The organism is Burkholderia sp. AU33545 (genome assembly GCF_020419685.1).
GTDB classification, from domain to species: Bacteria; Pseudomonadota; Gammaproteobacteria; order Burkholderiales; family Burkholderiaceae; genus Burkholderia; species Burkholderia diffusa.
Genome location: NZ_JAIZRQ010000002.1, coordinates 653,909 through 671,386 on the forward strand (window position 1 = coordinate 653,909; position 17,478 = coordinate 671,386).

Consider the following 17,478-nt stretch of genomic DNA (forward strand, 5'->3'; position numbering starts at 1 on the left):
CTCCTCGGAATGGAGACGTCAGCATACGCGCGCGCGGTACCGCGACGGTTCAGGGCGCGCTGAAATATCGATGTGGATGCCGGGGCCTCGCGCGCGGCGCGGTGTGCCGCCGGTCACGCCGCCGCGCGGGGACCGAGCGTCTTCGTCAGGAAAATGCGCGCATGCCCCGTCGGGTAATCCGGCAGCTCGCCGAAACGGACATAGCCGCGCTTTTCGTAGAACGGCTGCGCCTGAAAGTCGAACGTGTCGAGCCACGCGCCGTGACAGCCGCGTGCGACGGCTTCCGCCTCGGCGAGATCCATGATGCGCGAGCCGGCCCCCTGGCCGCGCGCCGCCTCGGGCACGACGAGCAGGTCGACATGCAGCCAGCCGAACGCCGTGCTGCCCCACAGGCCGCCCACGACCGTGCCGTCGGTGTCGGTCACGCGCACGGCCAGCGGCCGGAAATCGATCGGGCCGGCCTGGCTTTCGTTGAACCGGACGAGCGGCGCCGCGATCTGCTTGCGGACGTTCGCGTCGCCGGCGTCGGTCACGTCGTAGGTGAGCGTCATCGGTTACGTCGAATCAGGAAGAAAACGGGAGATGGCAAGACGGCCCGACCCGCGCGCGACTACACCACGTAGGCGCCCTTCGCATGCAGTTCCGCTTCCGTGCGCTCGAGCGCAGTGATCGCATCGCTGCCTTCCAGCGCCAGCAACTGCGCGACCAGCGCCTCGGCCATCGCATGCGCGGCGACCAGCGACGGAAAGAACGACGGGCTGTCGTGCGTGAAGATCAGCTGCGCGTCCGCATGCAGCGCGATCGGCGACACCGCGCTGTCGGTGATCGCGACGATCTTGCTGCCCTGCGCCTTCGCCGCCTGCGCGACACGCGTCGCTTCCGCGGAATACGGCGCGAAACTGATGATCACCGTCACGCTCTGCTTCGCGATCGTGCGCAGCTCCATCTCGAGCGAGCCGGCGACGCCGTTGAGCAACGACACGGTCGGCCGGAACAGCCGGTAGCCGTACACGAATCCGAACGCGACCGGATAGCACGACCGGAACCCCGCGACGTGCACGTGCGACGCCTTGCGGATCAGCTTCGCGGCGTCGGCGAGCGCGTGCTCGTTCTGGGCGGAGGTGGCGGCGAGATTGTGCTGCTGCGCGGCAAGCAGGTCGTGCGCGAGCGACGCCTTCGCGTCGGGCCGCACGAGCGAACGCGCTCGCTGCGTGAGCGGCTCGGGACGCGTGCGCACGCGCGCGACGCACAGGTCGCGCAGCTCGTTCCAGCCGGGGAAACCGAATTGCTGCGCGAGCCGCACGAGCGACGCGGGTTGAACCTGCGCGCGCTGCGCGACCTTGCGCATCGACGAGGTGGCAACCTCGTCGGGATGATCGAGCAGAAATGCAGCGCCCGCCTGGAATTGCGGGCTCAGTTCGGAAAATTGCGCCCGGATCCGGGACGCGAGTTCATCGAAATTGGCAGCCATCTTGGTGAGAACGGGAACCGGTCGTCCATGGTATCACCGGCCCCGTCTGCACCGGTGCACCGGTCAGCGCAGCACTTCGACGTGATCGGCGTCGACCTTCACCTTGCCCGACCACTTGCGCTCGAACTCGCCGGTCAGCTTCACTTCGCTCTTGTCGCTGACGGGCTGGCCGGCCGCCCACAGCTTTTTGTCGATCTCGACGCGGATCGTGCCGGTTGCATCGGCGAACTCGTAGTCCTCGCCGCCGGTATGCTTGACGATGCGCCCCTGGAGTTGCACGTGCTGGTCGTCCTTGCCGTTCGCGAGCAGTTCCTTCACGGTCGTCGTGGTCAGCGTGGACGGCCCCGTGTATTCCGCGTAGACGGCGGCGGGCAGCACGGCAAGCGCGACCACCAGGATTCTCGTCAGGTGTTTCATGATCTCGTTCCTCCAGTTGTTCGAGTACGTCGCGCTCCCGTTGAACGCGACGGCCCGAGATTACGGAGCGTAAGATTAAGCAAACCTGAAGGTCGTCCCCCGCGGCATGCCGTCGCGGCATTTCGGTGCGCGAACGCACGGAAGCGCCCGTGTTTAAGCTCGGCCTAAGGCACCTGCGCTTATCATGGGAACCCCGGGCGCCACGCCCGCCAACAGACACGAATCCATGCGCGTACTGCTCGTCGAGGACGATCCGCTGATCGGCAGCGGGCTCGAACAGGGCCTCAAACAGGAAGGCTTCGCAGTCGACTGGGTCAAGGACGGCGATGCTGCGACGCTCGCGCTGCGCTCGACCGGCTACGGCCTGCTGCTGCTCGATCTCGGGCTGCCGAACCGCGACGGCCTGTCGGTGCTCGCGTCGCTGCGCCGCCGCGACGAAACCCTGCCCGCGATCATCATCACCGCGCGCGACGGCGTGCCCGACCGCATCGCAGGCCTCGACAGCGGCGCCGACGACTACCTCGTCAAGCCGTTCGTGCTCGAGGAACTGCTCGCGCGCATTCGCGCGGTCAACCGCCGCCACGCGGGGCGCGCGCAGACGACGCTCGCGATCGGCCCGCTGCGCCTCGATCCCGTCAAGCACCTGGTGTGGCTCAACGACGACGAAGTGACGCTGTCGCCGAAGGAATTCGTGCTGCTGCAAGAACTGATGCGCGACCCCGGCGCGGTGATCTCGCGCGAACAGTTCGAGGAACGGCTGTACAGCTGGGGCGAGGAAATCGAGAGCAACGCGGTGCAGGTGCACATCCACAACCTGCGCAAGAAACTCGGCCACGACATGATCCGCACGGTGCGCGGCGTCGGCTACCGGATCGGTGACGGCGCATGACGCGTCTGCAACACGCGATCGCGCGCTGGCGCAGCGCATCGCTGCGGCGGCGCCTGTTGATGTGGCTGCTGCCGGCCGCGTGCGTGATCGGGCTGGTCGCGAGTGCGGGCACCTACTGGGGCGCGCTGCGCGAGCTCGACGATCTCCTCGACGACCAGATGCGCAGCATGTCGAAGCAGATCGTCGTCGGCCCGGACGGCGAACTGTCGTTCCGCAATCACGGCGACGGCAAGCACGAATTCGAGGCCAGCGATCCCGACGCGGTGCTGCTGCAGGTCTGGCGCAACGGCACGCTGGTTTACTCGACCGATCGCAAGTCCGAGCTGCCGCCGCCCGCGCAGACGGGCATCGGGAGCGTCGACGTCGATGGCCAGCCGTGGCGCACCTACGTGACCGAACGCGGCGGCACGACGATCCGGCTCGCGCAGGCGCGCCATGCGCGCTGGGAAGCGATCGCGGGCATCGCGGTGCACCTGCTGTGGCCGGTGTTCTCGATGCTGCCCGTACTCGCGATCGGGCTGTGGTTCGGCATCGGCGCGGGGCTTCGGCCGCTGCGCACGATCGCATCCGGCCTTAAGCGCAGGAATGCGAACAATCTCGAACCCGTCGACGTCGCGTCGATGCCGAACGAGGTCCGCCCGCTCGCCGAAGCGATCAACGACCTGCTCGCGCGGCTCGACCGCTCGTTCACGCTGCAGCGGCACTTCATCGCCGATGCCGCGCACGAGTTGCGCACGCCGATCATGGGGCTGTCGATCCAGTCGCAATTGCTGCGGCGCGCGTCGACGGCCGACGAGCGCGAGCAGATCCTCGCGCAGATCCAGGCCGGCACGACACGCCTCGGCCACCTCGCCGAGCAGTTGCTGACACTCGCGCGCCTCGAACCGGACGCGCAGGCGTCCGCCGCGGCATCCGCGAGCGTCGATCTCGCCGCGCTGTGCCGCTCGGTGGTCGCCGACCGCACGCGCGTCGCGGATGCGCACCGAATCGACCTCGGCGCGATCGTGGCGTCGCCGGTGATGGCCACGGGCAACATGGACACGTTGCGCGTGCTGCTGAACAACCTCGTCGACAACGCGATCCGCTATGCGGGCGACGGCGCGCGCGTCGATGTGTCCGCGCGCCTCGACGGCGCGACGCCCGTGCTCGAAGTCGCCGACGACGGCCCCGGCATTCCGGAAGCCGAGCGCAAGGACGTATGGGAGCGCTTCTATCGCGGCGAAGGCGCGCAGGCTGCCACGTCGTCGGGCAGCGGGCTCGGCCTGTCGATCGTCAAGCGGATCGCCGAACAGCATCGCGCGACGGTCGCGCTCGGCACGACGCAAGGCGGGCGCGGGCTGACCGTGACGGTGCGTTTTCCCGTGCCGGCCTGACGCTCGCCCGACGGGCGGCTTTTCCACAGATTGTGTTGGCAAGCTTGTGGACAACCGGCCGCTAACGACGACAAGCGATTGATCCGAAAGGGTTTGTCGGTCGTGCGCAGCGAATGCGCCAGACCGCGCCGCACACCCCACGTCCGGACGCGACATCGCGTACCGATCCCCTCTCCTGCCACGCCCGTCCGGCCGTGGCGATCCACGACAAACTTGACAACCAGTTACCAATTACGTAAATTGGTTGTCAATTTATCGCACATCCCGACCATGACGAAACCCGCCAAGCTGACTGCCGTCGCGCTGTCCGTCTTCCGCCTGAACGGCCTGTTGATCGAATGGGGCAATACCTTTGCCGCGCCGCACGGCCTGACCAGCGCGCGCTGGCAGGTGCTGGGCGCCATCTCGATGGCGCCGGAAGCCCCGAACATCCCGCAGATCGCCGACGCCATGGGCATCTCGCGGCAGGCCGTCCTGAAACAGATCAACGTGCTCGTGGAAGAAGGGCTGGTGCAACCGCTGCCGAACCCGACGCACAAGCGCTCTCCGTTGTACGCGCTGACCCCGCGCGGTACCGCGGCCTACCAGGCGGTGGTCGGGCAATGGCAGCAGCATGTCCGCGACATCGCCGGTCAATTCAGTTCGGCCGATCTCGATGCGGCGATTCGCGTGCTGTCGACGATGTCCGGCGCTCATGCGCCGAACGGGCAGGCATGATCGCGCCATCGACCCAATTACTTGCAGGAGTGCTCCATGCCTCGTTTCAAACCGATGGACCCGGCCTTTCCGATCCAGCAACAGCTCGGCATCGACGCGCAACCCGTCGTCCTCGTCAACGTCTTCACGCTGGATCCGGCCGACGAAGCGCATTTCCTGGCTGTGTGGAAGGACGACGCCGAGTTCATGAAACGGCAGCCCGGATTCATTTCGACCCAGCTTCATCGCGCACTCGGCGACAGTCCGACTTACTTCAACTACGCGATCTGGGAATCGACCGACGCGTTTCGCGCGGCCTTCACGCATCCGGCGTTCGTCGCGAAACTGTCGGCTTATCCGTCGTCCGCCGTCGCGAGCCCGCACCTGTTCCAGAAAGTCGCCGTGGCAGGCGTGTGTACCGCGTGAGCCGATGCATGAGCCGATGCGCGAGCCGGTGCGACGCACGGTTTGCACGCGGTGCCGCGCCGCGCGATCGCCACGCGGACTTCTCCACAGAAAATGTTGGCAAGCTTGTGGATATCCTGCGCACCGCGACGCTAAGCCCTTGATCCGACGGACTTTGGCACGCGTGATGCAGACGCGGCGCGCACCGCGCCCGTCACACGCGCCGGTTCGCCGCACTTCGCATCACGATGCCACGTCGATGCGCGTTCGATACACGACGCGATCGCCGCGCCACTTACCCACAGAAAATGTTGGCAAGCTTGTGGATATCCTGCGCATGCATCGCCTAACCCGTTGATCGGCCAATGATTCATGCGCCGCGCCGCCGTTGCGGCAGCGCGCGGTCCGCACATGCGCGCAATCGGACGATCCGGCGCAACGGCGCGCCCTGAACGCGGCTTGACGTGCGTGCATGCGACGCGTCAGGATCACACGAGCCGCACGCGGCCGCGCATCTCGAGACTGCGCGCGGCGTGCGGGCCGTTCGGCCCGCATCGTACAACGACACATCATCCGAGGAAGGCCATGGAACACTTCACCGCAGGGCAGTTGATCGTCTCACTCGTGCTCGTCGCGATCGTCGTCTATCCGTATGTCCGGATCGTTCGGCGTACCGGGCATTCAGGCTGGTGGATCCTGACGATGTTCGTCCCGGTCCTGAACTTCATCATGTTGTGGGTTTTCGCATTCGCGCGCTGGCCCTCGGTCGACGATCGGCATGGCTGAACATCAAGCTGGCTTGTCCACAGATTGTGTTGGCAAGCATGTGGATAGCCTGCGCATACCGCGATCAAGCGCTTGATCCGAAAGACTTTGTCCGCATCGCTTCGAATGGGGCACGCGGCGGGCACCGTGCCGTTCGCGCATCGTCGTGCGATGCGACGGACCGCATGTCGCGCGCGCCACACCGCTTGTCCACAGATTGTGTTGGCAAGCGTGTGGATAGCCTGCGCATACCACGCACAAGCGCTTGATCCGAAAGGTTTTGTCCGTGCCGCTTCAAACCGTGCAGGCAGGCCTGCGGCACGCGAGCGCCGTGCCCGCTGCGCGACGAACGAGACCGCTCGCGGGCTTGTCCACAATTTTTGTTGGCAAGGATGTGGATATCCTGAGCATGCGTGACCTAAGTCGTTGATCGCACAACGTTTCGACGTGCCGGTCACGCCTGCGGCACGGCGTGCCTCCATCGCTTCGTCCAGCCATCGATGAACGCACGCCGCGCCGCCCGCTCAGGCGAACGTCGCGACCGCGATGCGCGCGGCGGCCGCGATCACGTCGTCCTTCGCCTTCGCATCGGCACGCGCCTGCGTGTAGTACACGACGAGCACGATCGGCGCGCGCGACGGCGGCCAGATCACGCCCGCATCGTTCGTCGTCCCGTAGTCGCCGGTGCCGGTCTTGTCGGCCACCTGCCACCCGGCCGGCACGCCCGCGCGAATCCGCTTGTCGCCGACCTTGTTGCCGCGCAGCCACGCGACGAGCTGCGCACGCTGCGCGGGCGGCAGCGCGTCGCCGTGCGTAAGCACGCGCATGCTCGCGGCCATCGCGTCGGGCGTCGTCGTGTCGCGCAGGTCGCCCGGCAACGCGGTATTCAGTTCGGTCTCCCAGCGATCGAGCCGGAACGTGTCGTCGCCGATCGAGCGTGCATACGCGGTCACCGCCGCCGGCCCGCCGATCAGCTTCATCGCCAGGTTCGCGGCCGAGTTGTCGCTGTACTGGATCGCCGCCTCGCACAACTCGGCGACAGTCATCCCGGTGCCGACGTGCTTGCCCGACACCGGCGAGTAGTTCACGAGATCGGACTGCGCGATCGTCACGCGCTGCTGCAGCAGCCCCGGGTGCTCGACGCTCTGCGCGAGCACCGCCGCGCTCAACATCGCCTTGAACGTGCTGCAGAACGGGAAGCGTTCGTCCGCGCGATGCCGCGCGTGCCGGCCGCTCGCGGTGTCGATCGCGCACACGCCGAGACGGCCGCCCGCGGCGCGCTCGAGCGCGGCAAACGACGTCGCGGACGAAACGTCCTGCCCCGCGGCCGGCGGTGACGCGCACGCGGCGACGGTCAGGACGAGCGGCGCCGTCGCGGCGGCCAGCAACAGGTTTCGACGTTGCGATGAGTAGGTCATGTCGTGTCTCTCGTGGTGGAATGGATGCGGAACGGCCGGCCGGCGAGACAGCACTATCGTGACTTTACGGTTGCCTGACAAGCAACGATAATTGAGCGCTGACACAAGAAATTCTTATGACTAAGCTCCGCCCTCATCTTCCGCTCAATGCGTTGCGCGCATTCGAATCGTCGGCGCGCCACCTGAACTTCACGCGTGCCGGCCTCGAGCTGAGCGTGACCCAGGCTGCCGTGAGCCAGCAGGTGCGCTCGCTCGAGGAGCGGCTCGGCTGCGCGCTGTTCACGCGGCTGCCGCGCGGCCTCGGGCTCACCGACGAAGGGCGCGCGCTGCTGCCGGTGCTCAGCGACGCATTCAGCCGGATCGAGACCGTGCTCAAGCAATTCGAGGGCGGACGCTTCCACGAGGTGCTGACGCTCGGCGCGGTCGGCACCTTTGCCATAGGCTGGCTAATGCCACGGCTGAAGCGCTTCGGCGACACGCACCCGTTCGTCGAGCTGCGGCTGCGGACCAACAACAACGTCGTCGACCTCGCGGCCGAGGGCCTCGATTTCGCGATCCGCTTCGGGGAAGGCAACTGGCCGGCGACGCGCAACGAGCGGCTGCTTGACGCACCGCTCACCGCGCTGTGCGCGCCGGAGATCGCGCGGCGCCTCGCACGGCCGACGGATCTCGCGAACGAAACGCTGCTGCGCTCGTACCGTACCGACGAATGGCTCGGCTGGTTCGACGCCGCGCAGCTCGAACCCTGGCCAGTGAACGGGCCGGTGTTCGATTCGTCGCGACTGATGGTCGAGGCCGCGATGCAGGGCGCGGGCATCGCGCTCGCGCCGGCCTGCATGTTCGCGCGCGAACTGCAGCTCGGCCAGCTCGCGCGGCCGCTCGACATCGACGTGCGCGCGGGCGGCTACTGGCTCACGTCGCTGAAGTCGAAGCCGCTCACGCCGGCAATGACGCTGTTTCGCGACTGGATCGTTGCGGAAGCGGCCGACGCGGCGCCAGTCGAATGATGAGGCCCTGCTTGTCCACAGATTTTGTTGGCAAGGATGTGGATATCCTGGGTACCCGGGGCCTAACCCGTTGATCGCGCACGAATTACCGCGCCGATGCACGTATCGGGCAGCCCGTGCTGCCTGGAGGTTGAACGCAGCGGCCGCCGCGCGCCGGATCCTCAACCATCAGGAAGCAATCACGTCAGACTTATCCACAGATTTTGTTGGCAAGCCTGTGGATATTCCACCAATGTGACGCGTAACATCCTGATACAAAAGGGGATTCAGTAGATCGGCCCAGACAGGTCAATGACGCGGCATCGTTTGCAACCTCGCGGCGCGCGCCCTGCGCGCCGGCTCGCGGGCCGGACGGTTCTCCACAGATTATGTTGGCAAGCTTGTGGATATCCTGCGCACCGGCCGGCTAACTCATTGAGCGCACGGGGTTTTGTGCGCGCCGCGCAAGATTGTGCAGCACCGGCGCAGGCCGTGCGGCCGACGCCGGTGCTGCCGATTCATCAATGCCGGTCGAGCCCGCTGCGCAATTCGCTCGCCTTGTCGCGCAGCGCCTCGTATCCGGAGCGCGCATGTTCGGGCAGGTCGGGATCGCCGATCAGCGCGCCGAGCGTTTCGATCAGGCTGAACAGGATGCCCTTCGCCGCGCCAGCCGCGATGCTCTGCGACTCGATCGACTTGTGCAGGTGGTCGACCGCCGCTTCCAGATTCTCGAGCTTCTGCTCGCCGTCGTCGGGCCGTTTATCGGTCGTCATCGTAGGTGCCTCCGCCATCGTTCAAGGGTCATGTCACGATTCTATGCCGCTGCGCGCGGACGTGGCGCGACATCGCGCAACGTCCGTGCAGGCTGCCGCATCATTACAGCACCGCGACCACCTTCACCCGCCCCGGCTGCGCGGCCGCCGCGAATACCTGGCCGTCGACGCGCCGGAACGTCAGCGATACGGTCTCGTCGCCGACCCGCAGTTCGTCGATGCGCAGCCAGTCGACGCCTTCAGGCAGCGTCGGGCGTTCGACACGCACTTCGTGGCGCGCCGCGTCGACGCTCACGCCGAGACACGCCTGCAGCATCATGAACGGCGCACCGGCCGCCCACGCTTGCGGCAGGCACGCGACCGGATACGCCGTCGGCGGCTCGCCGCGCCGGCGCGGGAACCCGCAGAACAGCTCCGGCAGCCGCATCTCGAAGCTGACCGCGGCTTCGAACAGCGCGCGCAGCAGGTTCACCGCCGCCGTCTTGTCGCCATAGCGCGCGAGCCCGCGCGCGATCAGCGCATTGTCGTGCGGCCACACCGAACCGTTGTGATAGGCCATCGGATTGAAGCGCGGCTGGCCGGCCGCGAGCGTGCGAATGCCCCAACCCGTCTGGAACAGCGTCGAGCCGAGCACGCTGGCGACCGCCGCGCCGCGCCCGGCGTCGGGCAGACCGAACGCGAGCAGATGGCCTGCGTTCGACGCCAGCACGCGGCACAAGTCACCGTGACCGTCGAGCGCGATCCCGTAGAACTCGGACTCCGGCATCCAGAACAGTGCCTCGACCTGGTCGCGCAGCGTCTTCGCGCGCAACGCATAGCGCGTCGCGTCGGCCGCGTGTCCGCGCCGGTGCGAGCACATCGACATCGCATCGAGCGCCGCGCACGCATAAGCCTGAACTTCGACGAGCGCGATCGGGCCGTCGGGGAAGCGGCCGTCCGCGTGGAACACCGAATCGTGGCTATCCTTCCAGCCCTGGTTCGCGAGGCCGCGCTCCGACGTGCGCTGGTAATCGAGCAGCCCGTACGGATTGCGGTCGCACTTGTCGATCACCCACTGCGCGGCGCGCTCGAGCGCGGGCCACAGCTCGTCGATCAGCGCATCGTCGCCCGTGTGTTCGACGTACGCCCCCGCGAGCACGATGAACAGCGGGGTCGTATCGACGCCGCCGTAATACAGCGCGAACGGCACCTCGCCCGTCGCAGCCATCTCGCTGCGGCGGAATTCGTGCATGATCTTGCCGGGCTCCGCATCGCGGAACGCGGACGTCTCGCGCGCCTGGTGCTCCGCGAGAAAGCGCAGCACGCCGCGCGCGAGCGACGGCTGCAGCCACAGCATCTGCAGCGACGTGATCACCGCGTCGCGGCCGAACGGCGTCGAGAACCATGGAATGCCCGCATACGGATACGGCCCGGTGTCGAGCTGCGTCGTGAGCAGCCCGAGATCGGCGAGCGACCGGTCGAGCCATGCGTCGAACAGCGGATTGCTGGTGTTCACGCGCGCCATCGCCTCGCGCCGCGAACGCATCTCGCGATGCACGCCGACGAGCGCGGTGCGCAGCGCGACGCGGCCGCATCCCGGGCCTTCCCCGTCGCGCGCGGGGCCGAGCGTCGCGTCGACGGTCAGGTAGATCGACACGCACGCCTGCGCGGCGATCGTCAGCGTGTAATCGGCGCGATCGACCGAGAGCGCGTCGGGTGCCGGCGAGAAATGCACGGTCACGTTGCGCTCGACCTTGTCGAGGCCGTCGTAACGCAGCCGCACCGCACCGGCGTCGACGCGCGGCGCGGCCACCGTGCCGCGCTTCGGACGCTGCGTGCCGCGCACTTCGAACATGTCCTTGAAATCCGCCGCGAACGACAGCGACAGCGGCACCTCGGCCTCGCTCGCGCCGTAGTTCGTCAACGTCAGCGCTTCGTGCAGCACGTCGCCCGCGAGCACGCGCATCCGTTCGATGTGGATCACACCCTCGGGCGTCTCGCGGCCGCCGAGCGGCGGCAGCGGGCGGTTCGTCAGGTGTGCGGTAAACGACGCGTTGTCCGCGCTCGTCGCGCCCGACAGCAGCGACGGCGCACGGCCGCCGAAGGTCAAACGCCATGTCGACAGCACGCGCATGTCGTCGACGAACAGGCCGTCGTCATGGCCGCCGATGTCGCCGAGCGCATCGCTGACCACGAATGCGTCGCCGGATTTCAATACGTACTGGTTGTTGCGTGCGAGTGCCTGCGGATCGGCTTCGGGCGCGATGAACGCGGGGCCCGTCGCCTGGGTCGGGGGAACCGGCGCGACTTGCGGCGCCTGCGTCGTGGTGGCTTCGGCGTGATTCGGCATCGATGCTCCTGTGTCGAGGCGCAACGCGCGGTGCGCGTCGCGTGTTTCGCACAGGATAGGCCAGAACCGGGGGGGCGCGCAGCGACGAAAAAGACGCGGCCCCCGCGGCGTTGCCGCCGCCGCACCGGGCCGCGCACAGGCACATCAGGCGACGGTCAGAACTTCCACAGGATGTTGCCGAGCACCGCGTTGTCACGCACGCCGCTGCCGTACTGGCCGCTGAACGTGAGGCCGAGCGTCAGGCGCTTCGTGATGGTCGCGTCGATGCCCGCTTCGAGCACCGCGCTGTCGCGAGCAATCGGCACGCCCGATACCTGGAACGACGTACCGCCGTTCGCGAAGGTGAACGCCGACGACGGCTGCACGTTGCCGAACGCGTGCCGCCAGCCGACCGTCCCGCGCGCGGTAAACGTGCCGAACTGCGACGCGGCACGCACGCCGAGCGTCGAGAAACCGACGTGGGTCGTCTGGCCGCCGGCCCGCAGCGCGGCCGCACCGCCGCTTTCCGTATAGCCGTCGGTATGCAGGTTCACGTAGGCAAGACCCGCGAACGGTTCGAGCGCGACCGGCCCGACCGGCAGCGCGTAGCCGACTTCGCCGAACACCTGCGCGGAATTCGCGTTGTAGCCGGCCGAATCGTGGTCGGAGAAGCCCGCGAAGCCCGGATAGCGGTCGCTGTTGATCCGATACCACGTGTACGACGCGCCGCCGCGCACGCCGAGCGCACCGTACTGCGCGCCGCCGTACAGCGACAGGTAGTAGCTGTTGACCGACGCCGACGAACTCAGGTCGTTGTCGAGCGAGCTGTGCGTGACGCCGGCGGCCAGGCCGGCACGCCACTTGTCGTTGAGCGCCATGTCGGCACCGGCGATGAAGCCCGTCATGCTGCGGTTGATCGCCGACGTGTCGCCGTCGCCCGCGAGCCTGCTGCGGCCGCCGAATGCCTGCCCCCAGACAACCGGCTGATAAGGCGTGCCGCCATGGCAGCCGGCCCGCGAGCCGATCCGGCGTTCCGGCGGCAACGTCGGGTCGGTGACACCGGCCGTGTTGTCGCCGCACAGCGCGGCGCCGCCCGACGACAGCGCCGCGAGCGGCCCCGATCCGGGCGCGAGGCCCTGGCGCACGCGATCGGTCACGGCATCGCGCACGTAGCGGCTGTCGAGCAGCAGCATGCTCTTCAGGCTCGCCTGCAGTTCGCCGTCGAGCATCCCGTACGCCCGGCGCGCGGTGGCCGCATCGGTCGTCAGCACCGTGTCGTAAAGCGGGTTGCCCGCGCCGAGCGCACCGATCGCGGTCGCGACCGCGCGCTGGTTCGGCGTCGTCGCGACATCGGTCAGCGACGTGCCGTTCGCGACCAGTTGCAGGTACACGTGGTCCGGATCGTAGCTGAGCGTCGGCATCAGGAACGCGTAGTTCGAATTCACCTGACTGAACGTGCCCTGCACGCCCGACGACGCGCTGAGGATCGTGTACTTCGTGGTCGGCTGATAGCTGGCCTGGTTCGCGAGCACCTGCACGGTGCCGCCGTTCAGCGTGGCCGTGCCGCTCGCCGCGATGCTGCCCGCCTGCTGCGGCGTGACCGCGACCTGCAGCGTCGAGCCCGGCTGGAACGTGACGTTGCCGGCGACGTTCAGCGCCGCGCCCGGCTGCGACACGGCCGCGAACGCGCCGCTCTGCACGACGAGGCCGCCGACCGTGCCGGTGCCCGTCAGCGTCGCGCCGTTCTGCACGGTCACGGTCGACTGGCCGAGCGAACCGTCGACGGCGAGCGTGCCCGCGGCGACGGTGGTGGGGCCGCTCAGCGTACTGGTGCCAGTCAGCGTCAGTTGTCCGCTGCCGGCCTGGGTCAGCGAGCCGGTGCCGGACAGCACGCTCGCGAGCGTCACGTTGGCGGACTGGTTGAAGATCAGCGCGCCGTTGTCGACGACGTTGCCGACCACGCTGCCCGACGAGCCGCCGTTGCCGAGCTGAAGCGTGCCACCCGCCGCGATCGTCGTGCCGCCCGTGTACGTGTTGCTGCCGGTCAGCGTCTGAATGCCGGTGCCCGCGACCGTCAGGCCGCCGGTGCCGCCGATCACCCCGCCGAACGCGCCGCTGGCGGTTCCGCCCAACGTAAGCGCGTTGCCGCCGAGACTCACGTTGCTGCCGGCCACGCCCGACAGCGCACCGAGCGTTTGCGCACCCGACGCGCCGCTCAGGTCGAGCGTCGCGCCGGTGCCGGCGAGGTTCACCGTGCCGGCCGCCGCCAGGCTGCCGCCCGCCCCGAGCGCCAGCGTGCCCGCGTTGATCGTCGTGCCGCCGGTGTACGTGTTCGCGCCCGTCAGCGTCGTGGTCGCCGCGCCGTTCTTCACGAGCGCACCCGTGCCGGAGATCGCGCCGCTCAATCCGAGCGCATTGCTGCCGCCGAGCGTCAGCGTCGCGCTCGTGCCGAGAGCGACCGCATTCGTCATCGACAGGTTTGCGTTCGTATCGAGCGTGGCCGCACCGCCGACGTTCAGCGCGCCGGTACCGAGTGCCGATGCGTTGCCGAGCACCAGGCCGCCACTGTTGAGGCTCGTGCCGCCCGAATAGGTGCTCGCGCCGTTCAGCGTCTGCGTGCCGGTGCCCGCCAGCGTCAGGCTGCCGGTCCCGCCGATCGCCCCGCTGAACGTGCCGCTGCCCGTCCCGCCCAGCGTCAGCGCGTTGGCGCCGAGATTCACGTTCGTGCCGCTCACGCCCGACAGCGCGCCGAGCGTTTGCGCACCCGACGCACTGCTCAGATCGAGCGTCGCGCCCACGTTCGCGAGATTCATCGCGCCGGTCGCCGCCAGGCTGCCGCCCGCCCCGATCGCCAGCGTGCCCGCATTGATCGTCGTGCCGCCGGTGTACGTGTTCGCGCCCGTCAGCGTCGTGGTCGCCGCGCCGTTCTTCACGAGCGCGCCCGTGCCGGAGATCGCGCCGCTCAATCCGAGCGCATTGCTGCCGCCGAGCGTCAGCGTTGCGCCCGCACCGAGATCGACTGCGTTGGTGACCGACAGGTTCGCGTTCGTATCGAGCGTGGCCGCACCGCCGACGTTCAGCGCGCCGGTGCCGAGTGCCGCGGCGTTGCCGAGCACCAGGCTGCCACTGTTGAGGTTCGTGCCGCCCGAATAGGTGCTTGCGCCGTTCAGCGTCTGCGTGCCGGTGCCCGCCAGCGTCAGGCTGCCGGTCCCGCCGATCGCACCGCTGAACGTGCCGCCGGCCGTCCCGCCCAGCGTCAGCGTATTGGCGCCGAGATTCACGTTCGTGCCCGCCACACCGTCCAGCGCGCCGATCGACTGCGGCACCGTCGCAGCGCTCAGGTCGAGCGCCGCGCCCGCGTTCGCGAGATTCATCGCGCCGGTCGCCGCCAGGCTGCCGCCCGCGCCGATCGCCAGTGTGCCGGCGTTGATCGTCGTGCCGCCTGTATACGTGTTCGCGCCCGTCAGCGTCGTGGTCGCCGCGCCGGCCTTCACGAGCGCACCCGTGCCGGAGATCACGCCGCCCAGCACGAGTGCGTTGCTGCCGCCCAGTGTGAGCGCCGTGCTCGCGCCGAGATCGATCGCGTTGCCGATCGACAGGTTCGTGATCGCATCGAGCGTCGCCGCGCCGCCGACGGTCAGCGTGCCGGAACCGAGGGCCGCGGCATTGCCGAGCGCGAGGACGCCGGCGTTCAGCGTCGTGCCGCCCGTGTAGTTGTTCGCGGCGTTCAGCGTCAGCGTCGCCGCGCCGTTCTTCACGAGCCCGCCGCCGCCTGAGATCGTGCCGCCGAGCCCGAGATCGGTGCTGCCGACCAGTGTCAGCGTCGTGCCGGTGGCGACGTTGATGCCGTTCGCGAGCGACACGTTGGCGGTCGCATCGAGCGTCGACGAGCCGTTGACGTTCACCGCGCCCAAGCCCAGCGCCGTGTTGCTGCCGACGGCCAGGTTGCCGCCGTTCAGGTTCGTGCCGCCGGTGTAGACGTTCGTGCCGGTCAGCGATTGCGTTCCGGGGCCCGACAGCGTCACGCTGCCCGCGCCGCCGATCGTGCCCGCGTAGGTCGCATTGATGGTGCCGTTGAGCGTCAGCGAAGTGCTGCCCAGGTTCACGTTCGTGCCGGCCGCTCCCGCCAGCGCGCCGATCGTCCGTGCGCCCGACGCGCCGCTCAGGTCGAACGTCGCGCCAGCGCCGGTCAGGTTCACCGTGCCGGTCGCCGCGAGGCTGCCGCCCGTCCCGAGCGCGAGCGTGCCGGCGTTGATCGTCGTGTCTCCCGTGTACGTGTTCGTGCCGTTCAGCGTCAGCGTCGCCGCGCCGTCCTTCACGAGGCCGCCGGCGCCGGCGATCGCGCCGGACAGCGCAAGCGCGTTGCTGCCACCGATCGTCAGCGTCGTGCCGGTGGCGAGATTGACCGCGTTGCCGAGCGTCACGTTCGTGCTCGCGTCGAGCGACGCCGCCGCATTGACGTTCAGCGCGCCCGCGCCGAGCGCCGTGTTGCTGCCGACCACCAGGCCGCCGCCGTTCAGGTTCGTGCCCCCCGTATACGTGCTCGCACCCGACATCGTCAGCGTGCCGCCGTCGTTCTTCGTCAGTGTGCCGCTACCCGTCACCGTGCCCGATAGCGTGAGCCCGGTCGCGCCCTGCACCGTCAGCCCGCCCGCGCCGAGATCCACGTTGTTGGCGACGTTCAGCCCGGCCGTGCCCGCCTGCAGCGTGCCGCCAGTGGCCGTGACGGTGCCCGTGCCGAGCGACGCGTTGTCGTTGATGATTGCGACGCCGCCCGCGAGTGTCGCGTCCTGCGCGGTCGACGCGCCGTTGACGGTCCAGTTGCCGCTCGTGACGTCGAGATGATTGAAGTTGATGTAATTGTTGACCGCGATCGTGCCGTTCGCCGTAGCGCCCTGCTGCAGCACCAGCGTGTTGTTGCCGCCCGCGCCGCCGTCGACGACGCCGGTCGCCGCGACGCCGAGCGTGAAGGGGCCGACCGTGATGTTGAACGCGCCGCCCGTGCCGCCCGCCGTATTGACCGACGAGCCGGTGACCGCGGTGAACGTGTTCGTGCTGTTGGCGCCCATCGACACGCCGCCGTTGATCGTGCCGGAGTTGACGAACGTGTTGCCGAGCCCGGGCGTGCCGCTCGAGCCGAGCGACACGCGCCCGGTGATCGTTCCGCTGTTCGACATGTTGACCTGGCCGCCACCGTAAGCGGCAACCACGGGCGCGTCCGCGCCGGACAGCGTCGCACCGGCCAGCGGCGTGGAGCCGATCACGCCGGTGTTCGTGATGCTGGAGACGCCGCCCGTGCCGTTCTGGACCGACAGCGCCATGCCCGTCACGCCGCTGATCGCGACGCCGGTCGAGCCCATCATCGTGCCGTTGTTGGTGACGGTCGTGGTGCTCGCCGACGCATTGCCGACCACCGTGCCACTCGACAGCACGCCGAGCCCCGGGCCGAGCACCGAAGGATCGATCGTGCCGTTGTTGGTCAGCGTGACGCCGCTGCCGGTCAGCGACATCGCGGTGCCGCCGACGCCCAGCAGCACGCCGACGCTCGCGCCGGGATTGACTGTGACGTTCAGGTTGTTGGCGCTGTTTGCATAGCTCGGCGCCAGCGGGTTCGCGACGCCCGAGCAGGTCACCGTGGTGCCTGCTGTGCTGCAGGTCGCGTACGCGGGAACGATGCCCGCGCCGGACAATGCCAGAAAAACCCCCGTCGGCAACAGGAATCTCGGAAACGGCTCCCCGCTCTTCTTCGAATGCGCAATGTTCATGCTTCCCCTCGTCATCGGCATGGACGCTGAATCGGACCGGCGACAGCGGAAAATCCGGGACGCAAGCGTGCCCTCCGGCGGTCGCGGAACGACGTCGGTTTATTCGTGGATGAATTATTGGTTAATCGATTCTCGTTTGAGGATGCAAAACTAACCGGATGCCATGATCGTGACCCTTGTTTTTATGCAGCGACTTTCTGGTTGATTTGATT

Annotated in this window: 13 protein-coding genes; 6 read left to right on the forward strand and 7 right to left on the reverse strand. The window is 68.4% G+C overall.

Features of this window, described 5'->3' with window-relative positions:
- Positions 1-113: 113 nt before the first annotated feature.
- The 3 genes from LGM71_RS08865 to LGM71_RS08875 form a co-directional block, all read right to left on the reverse strand.
- Positions 114-551 carry a GNAT family N-acetyltransferase gene (locus tag LGM71_RS08865; RefSeq protein WP_226114647.1) on the reverse strand — a complete coding sequence of 146 codons (438 nt, stop codon included), beginning with the start codon at positions 549-551 and terminating at the stop codon, positions 114-116.
- A gap of 59 nt (positions 552-610) precedes the next feature.
- Positions 611-1,471: a MurR/RpiR family transcriptional regulator gene (locus LGM71_RS08870; RefSeq protein WP_124621927.1), complete on the reverse strand. Its 861-nt coding sequence runs from the start codon at positions 1,469-1,471 to the stop codon at positions 611-613.
- Between the two features lie 63 nt (positions 1,472-1,534).
- A complete protein-coding gene (locus tag LGM71_RS08875) occupies positions 1,535-1,888 on the reverse strand; it encodes a YgiW/YdeI family stress tolerance OB fold protein (RefSeq protein ID WP_226114648.1) in 354 nt (117 codons plus the stop codon).
- A gap of 226 nt (positions 1,889-2,114) precedes the next feature.
- Between LGM71_RS08875 and LGM71_RS08880 the strand changes: the two genes are divergently transcribed.
- From LGM71_RS08880 to LGM71_RS08900, 5 genes are all read left to right on the forward strand, one after another.
- Positions 2,115-2,777 (forward strand): response regulator, encoded by a 663-nt coding sequence (locus LGM71_RS08880; RefSeq protein ID WP_059685844.1) that lies wholly within the window; start codon positions 2,115-2,117, stop codon positions 2,775-2,777.
- Positions 2,774-4,150, forward strand: coding sequence for an ATP-binding protein (locus LGM71_RS08885; protein ID WP_124621931.1), 1,377 nt, complete (start codon positions 2,774-2,776; stop codon positions 4,148-4,150). Before LGM71_RS08880 ends, LGM71_RS08885 begins: the two co-directional genes overlap by 4 nt.
- Positions 4,151-4,420: 270 nt before the next feature.
- On the forward strand, positions 4,421-4,867 hold the full coding sequence (locus LGM71_RS08890; RefSeq protein WP_319000376.1) for a MarR family winged helix-turn-helix transcriptional regulator: 447 nt from the start codon (positions 4,421-4,423) through the stop codon (positions 4,865-4,867).
- Between the two features lie 36 nt (positions 4,868-4,903).
- Positions 4,904-5,272 carry an antibiotic biosynthesis monooxygenase family protein gene (locus LGM71_RS08895; RefSeq protein ID WP_226114650.1) on the forward strand — a complete coding sequence of 123 codons (369 nt, stop codon included), beginning with the start codon at positions 4,904-4,906 and terminating at the stop codon, positions 5,270-5,272.
- 564 nt (positions 5,273-5,836) lie between these two features.
- Positions 5,837-6,037: a membrane protein gene (locus LGM71_RS08900; RefSeq protein ID WP_044847905.1), complete on the forward strand. Its 201-nt coding sequence runs from the start codon at positions 5,837-5,839 to the stop codon at positions 6,035-6,037.
- A gap of 503 nt (positions 6,038-6,540) precedes the next feature.
- Here the strand turns inward: LGM71_RS08900 and blaPEN-bcc are convergent.
- Positions 6,541-7,434 (reverse strand): PEN family class A beta-lactamase, Bcc-type, encoded by an 894-nt coding sequence (gene blaPEN-bcc / locus LGM71_RS08905; protein WP_226114651.1) that lies wholly within the window; start codon positions 7,432-7,434, stop codon positions 6,541-6,543.
- A 116-nt stretch (positions 7,435-7,550) separates the two neighbouring features.
- On the opposite strand from blaPEN-bcc, the gene penR reads away from it, so the two are divergent.
- Complete coding sequence (gene penR / locus LGM71_RS08910) at positions 7,551-8,441, forward strand: beta-lactamase transcriptional regulator PenR (protein ID WP_124901193.1); 891 nt, start codon at positions 7,551-7,553, stop codon at positions 8,439-8,441.
- Positions 8,442-8,941: 500 nt separating this feature from the next.
- Here the strand turns inward: penR and LGM71_RS08915 are convergent, their stop codons facing one another.
- The 3 genes from LGM71_RS08915 to LGM71_RS08925 all read right to left on the reverse strand — a co-directional run bounded on the left by LGM71_RS08915 (position 8,942) and on the right by LGM71_RS08925 (position 17,266).
- Complete coding sequence (locus tag LGM71_RS08915; RefSeq protein ID WP_059600328.1) at positions 8,942-9,193, reverse strand: hypothetical protein; 252 nt, start codon at positions 9,191-9,193, stop codon at positions 8,942-8,944.
- Positions 9,194-9,296: 103 nt separating this feature from the next.
- Complete coding sequence (locus LGM71_RS08920; RefSeq protein WP_124621937.1) at positions 9,297-11,522, reverse strand: amylo-alpha-1,6-glucosidase; 2,226 nt, start codon at positions 11,520-11,522, stop codon at positions 9,297-9,299.
- A 155-nt stretch (positions 11,523-11,677) separates the two neighbouring features.
- Complete coding sequence (locus tag LGM71_RS08925) at positions 11,678-17,266, reverse strand: autotransporter domain-containing protein (protein WP_226114652.1); 5,589 nt, start codon at positions 17,264-17,266, stop codon at positions 11,678-11,680.
- Positions 17,267-17,478 lie beyond the last annotated feature (212 nt).

Excerpts from the sequence above, each read along its gene's own strand:
- LGM71_RS08920 (WP_124621937.1), bottom strand. The coding sequence starts at position 11,522 with ATGCCGAATCACGCCGAAGCCACCACGACGCAGGCGCCGCAAGTCGCG.
- LGM71_RS08915 (WP_059600328.1), bottom strand. The coding sequence starts at position 9,193 with ATGACGACCGATAAACGGCCCGACGACGGCGAGCAGAAGCTCGAGAAT.
- penR (WP_124901193.1), top strand. The coding sequence starts at position 7,551 with ATGACTAAGCTCCGCCCTCATCTTCCGCTCAATGCGTTGCGCGCATTC.
- LGM71_RS08885 (WP_124621931.1), top strand. The coding sequence starts at position 2,774 with ATGACGCGTCTGCAACACGCGATCGCGCGCTGGCGCAGCGCATCGCTG.
- LGM71_RS08875 (WP_226114648.1), bottom strand. The coding sequence starts at position 1,888 with ATGAAACACCTGACGAGAATCCTGGTGGTCGCGCTTGCCGTGCTGCCC.
- LGM71_RS08870 (WP_124621927.1), bottom strand. The coding sequence starts at position 1,471 with ATGGCTGCCAATTTCGATGAACTCGCGTCCCGGATCCGGGCGCAATTT.
- LGM71_RS08880 (WP_059685844.1), top strand. The coding sequence starts at position 2,115 with ATGCGCGTACTGCTCGTCGAGGACGATCCGCTGATCGGCAGCGGGCTC.
- LGM71_RS08900 (WP_044847905.1), top strand. The coding sequence starts at position 5,837 with ATGGAACACTTCACCGCAGGGCAGTTGATCGTCTCACTCGTGCTCGTC.
- LGM71_RS08895 (WP_226114650.1), top strand. The coding sequence starts at position 4,904 with ATGCCTCGTTTCAAACCGATGGACCCGGCCTTTCCGATCCAGCAACAG.
- blaPEN-bcc (WP_226114651.1), bottom strand. The coding sequence starts at position 7,434 with ATGACCTACTCATCGCAACGTCGAAACCTGTTGCTGGCCGCCGCGACG.
- LGM71_RS08865 (WP_226114647.1), bottom strand. The coding sequence starts at position 551 with ATGACGCTCACCTACGACGTGACCGACGCCGGCGACGCGAACGTCCGC.
- LGM71_RS08925 (WP_226114652.1), bottom strand. The coding sequence starts at position 17,266 with ATGAACATTGCGCATTCGAAGAAGAGCGGGGAGCCGTTTCCGAGATTC.
- LGM71_RS08890 (WP_319000376.1), top strand. The coding sequence starts at position 4,421 with ATGACGAAACCCGCCAAGCTGACTGCCGTCGCGCTGTCCGTCTTCCGC.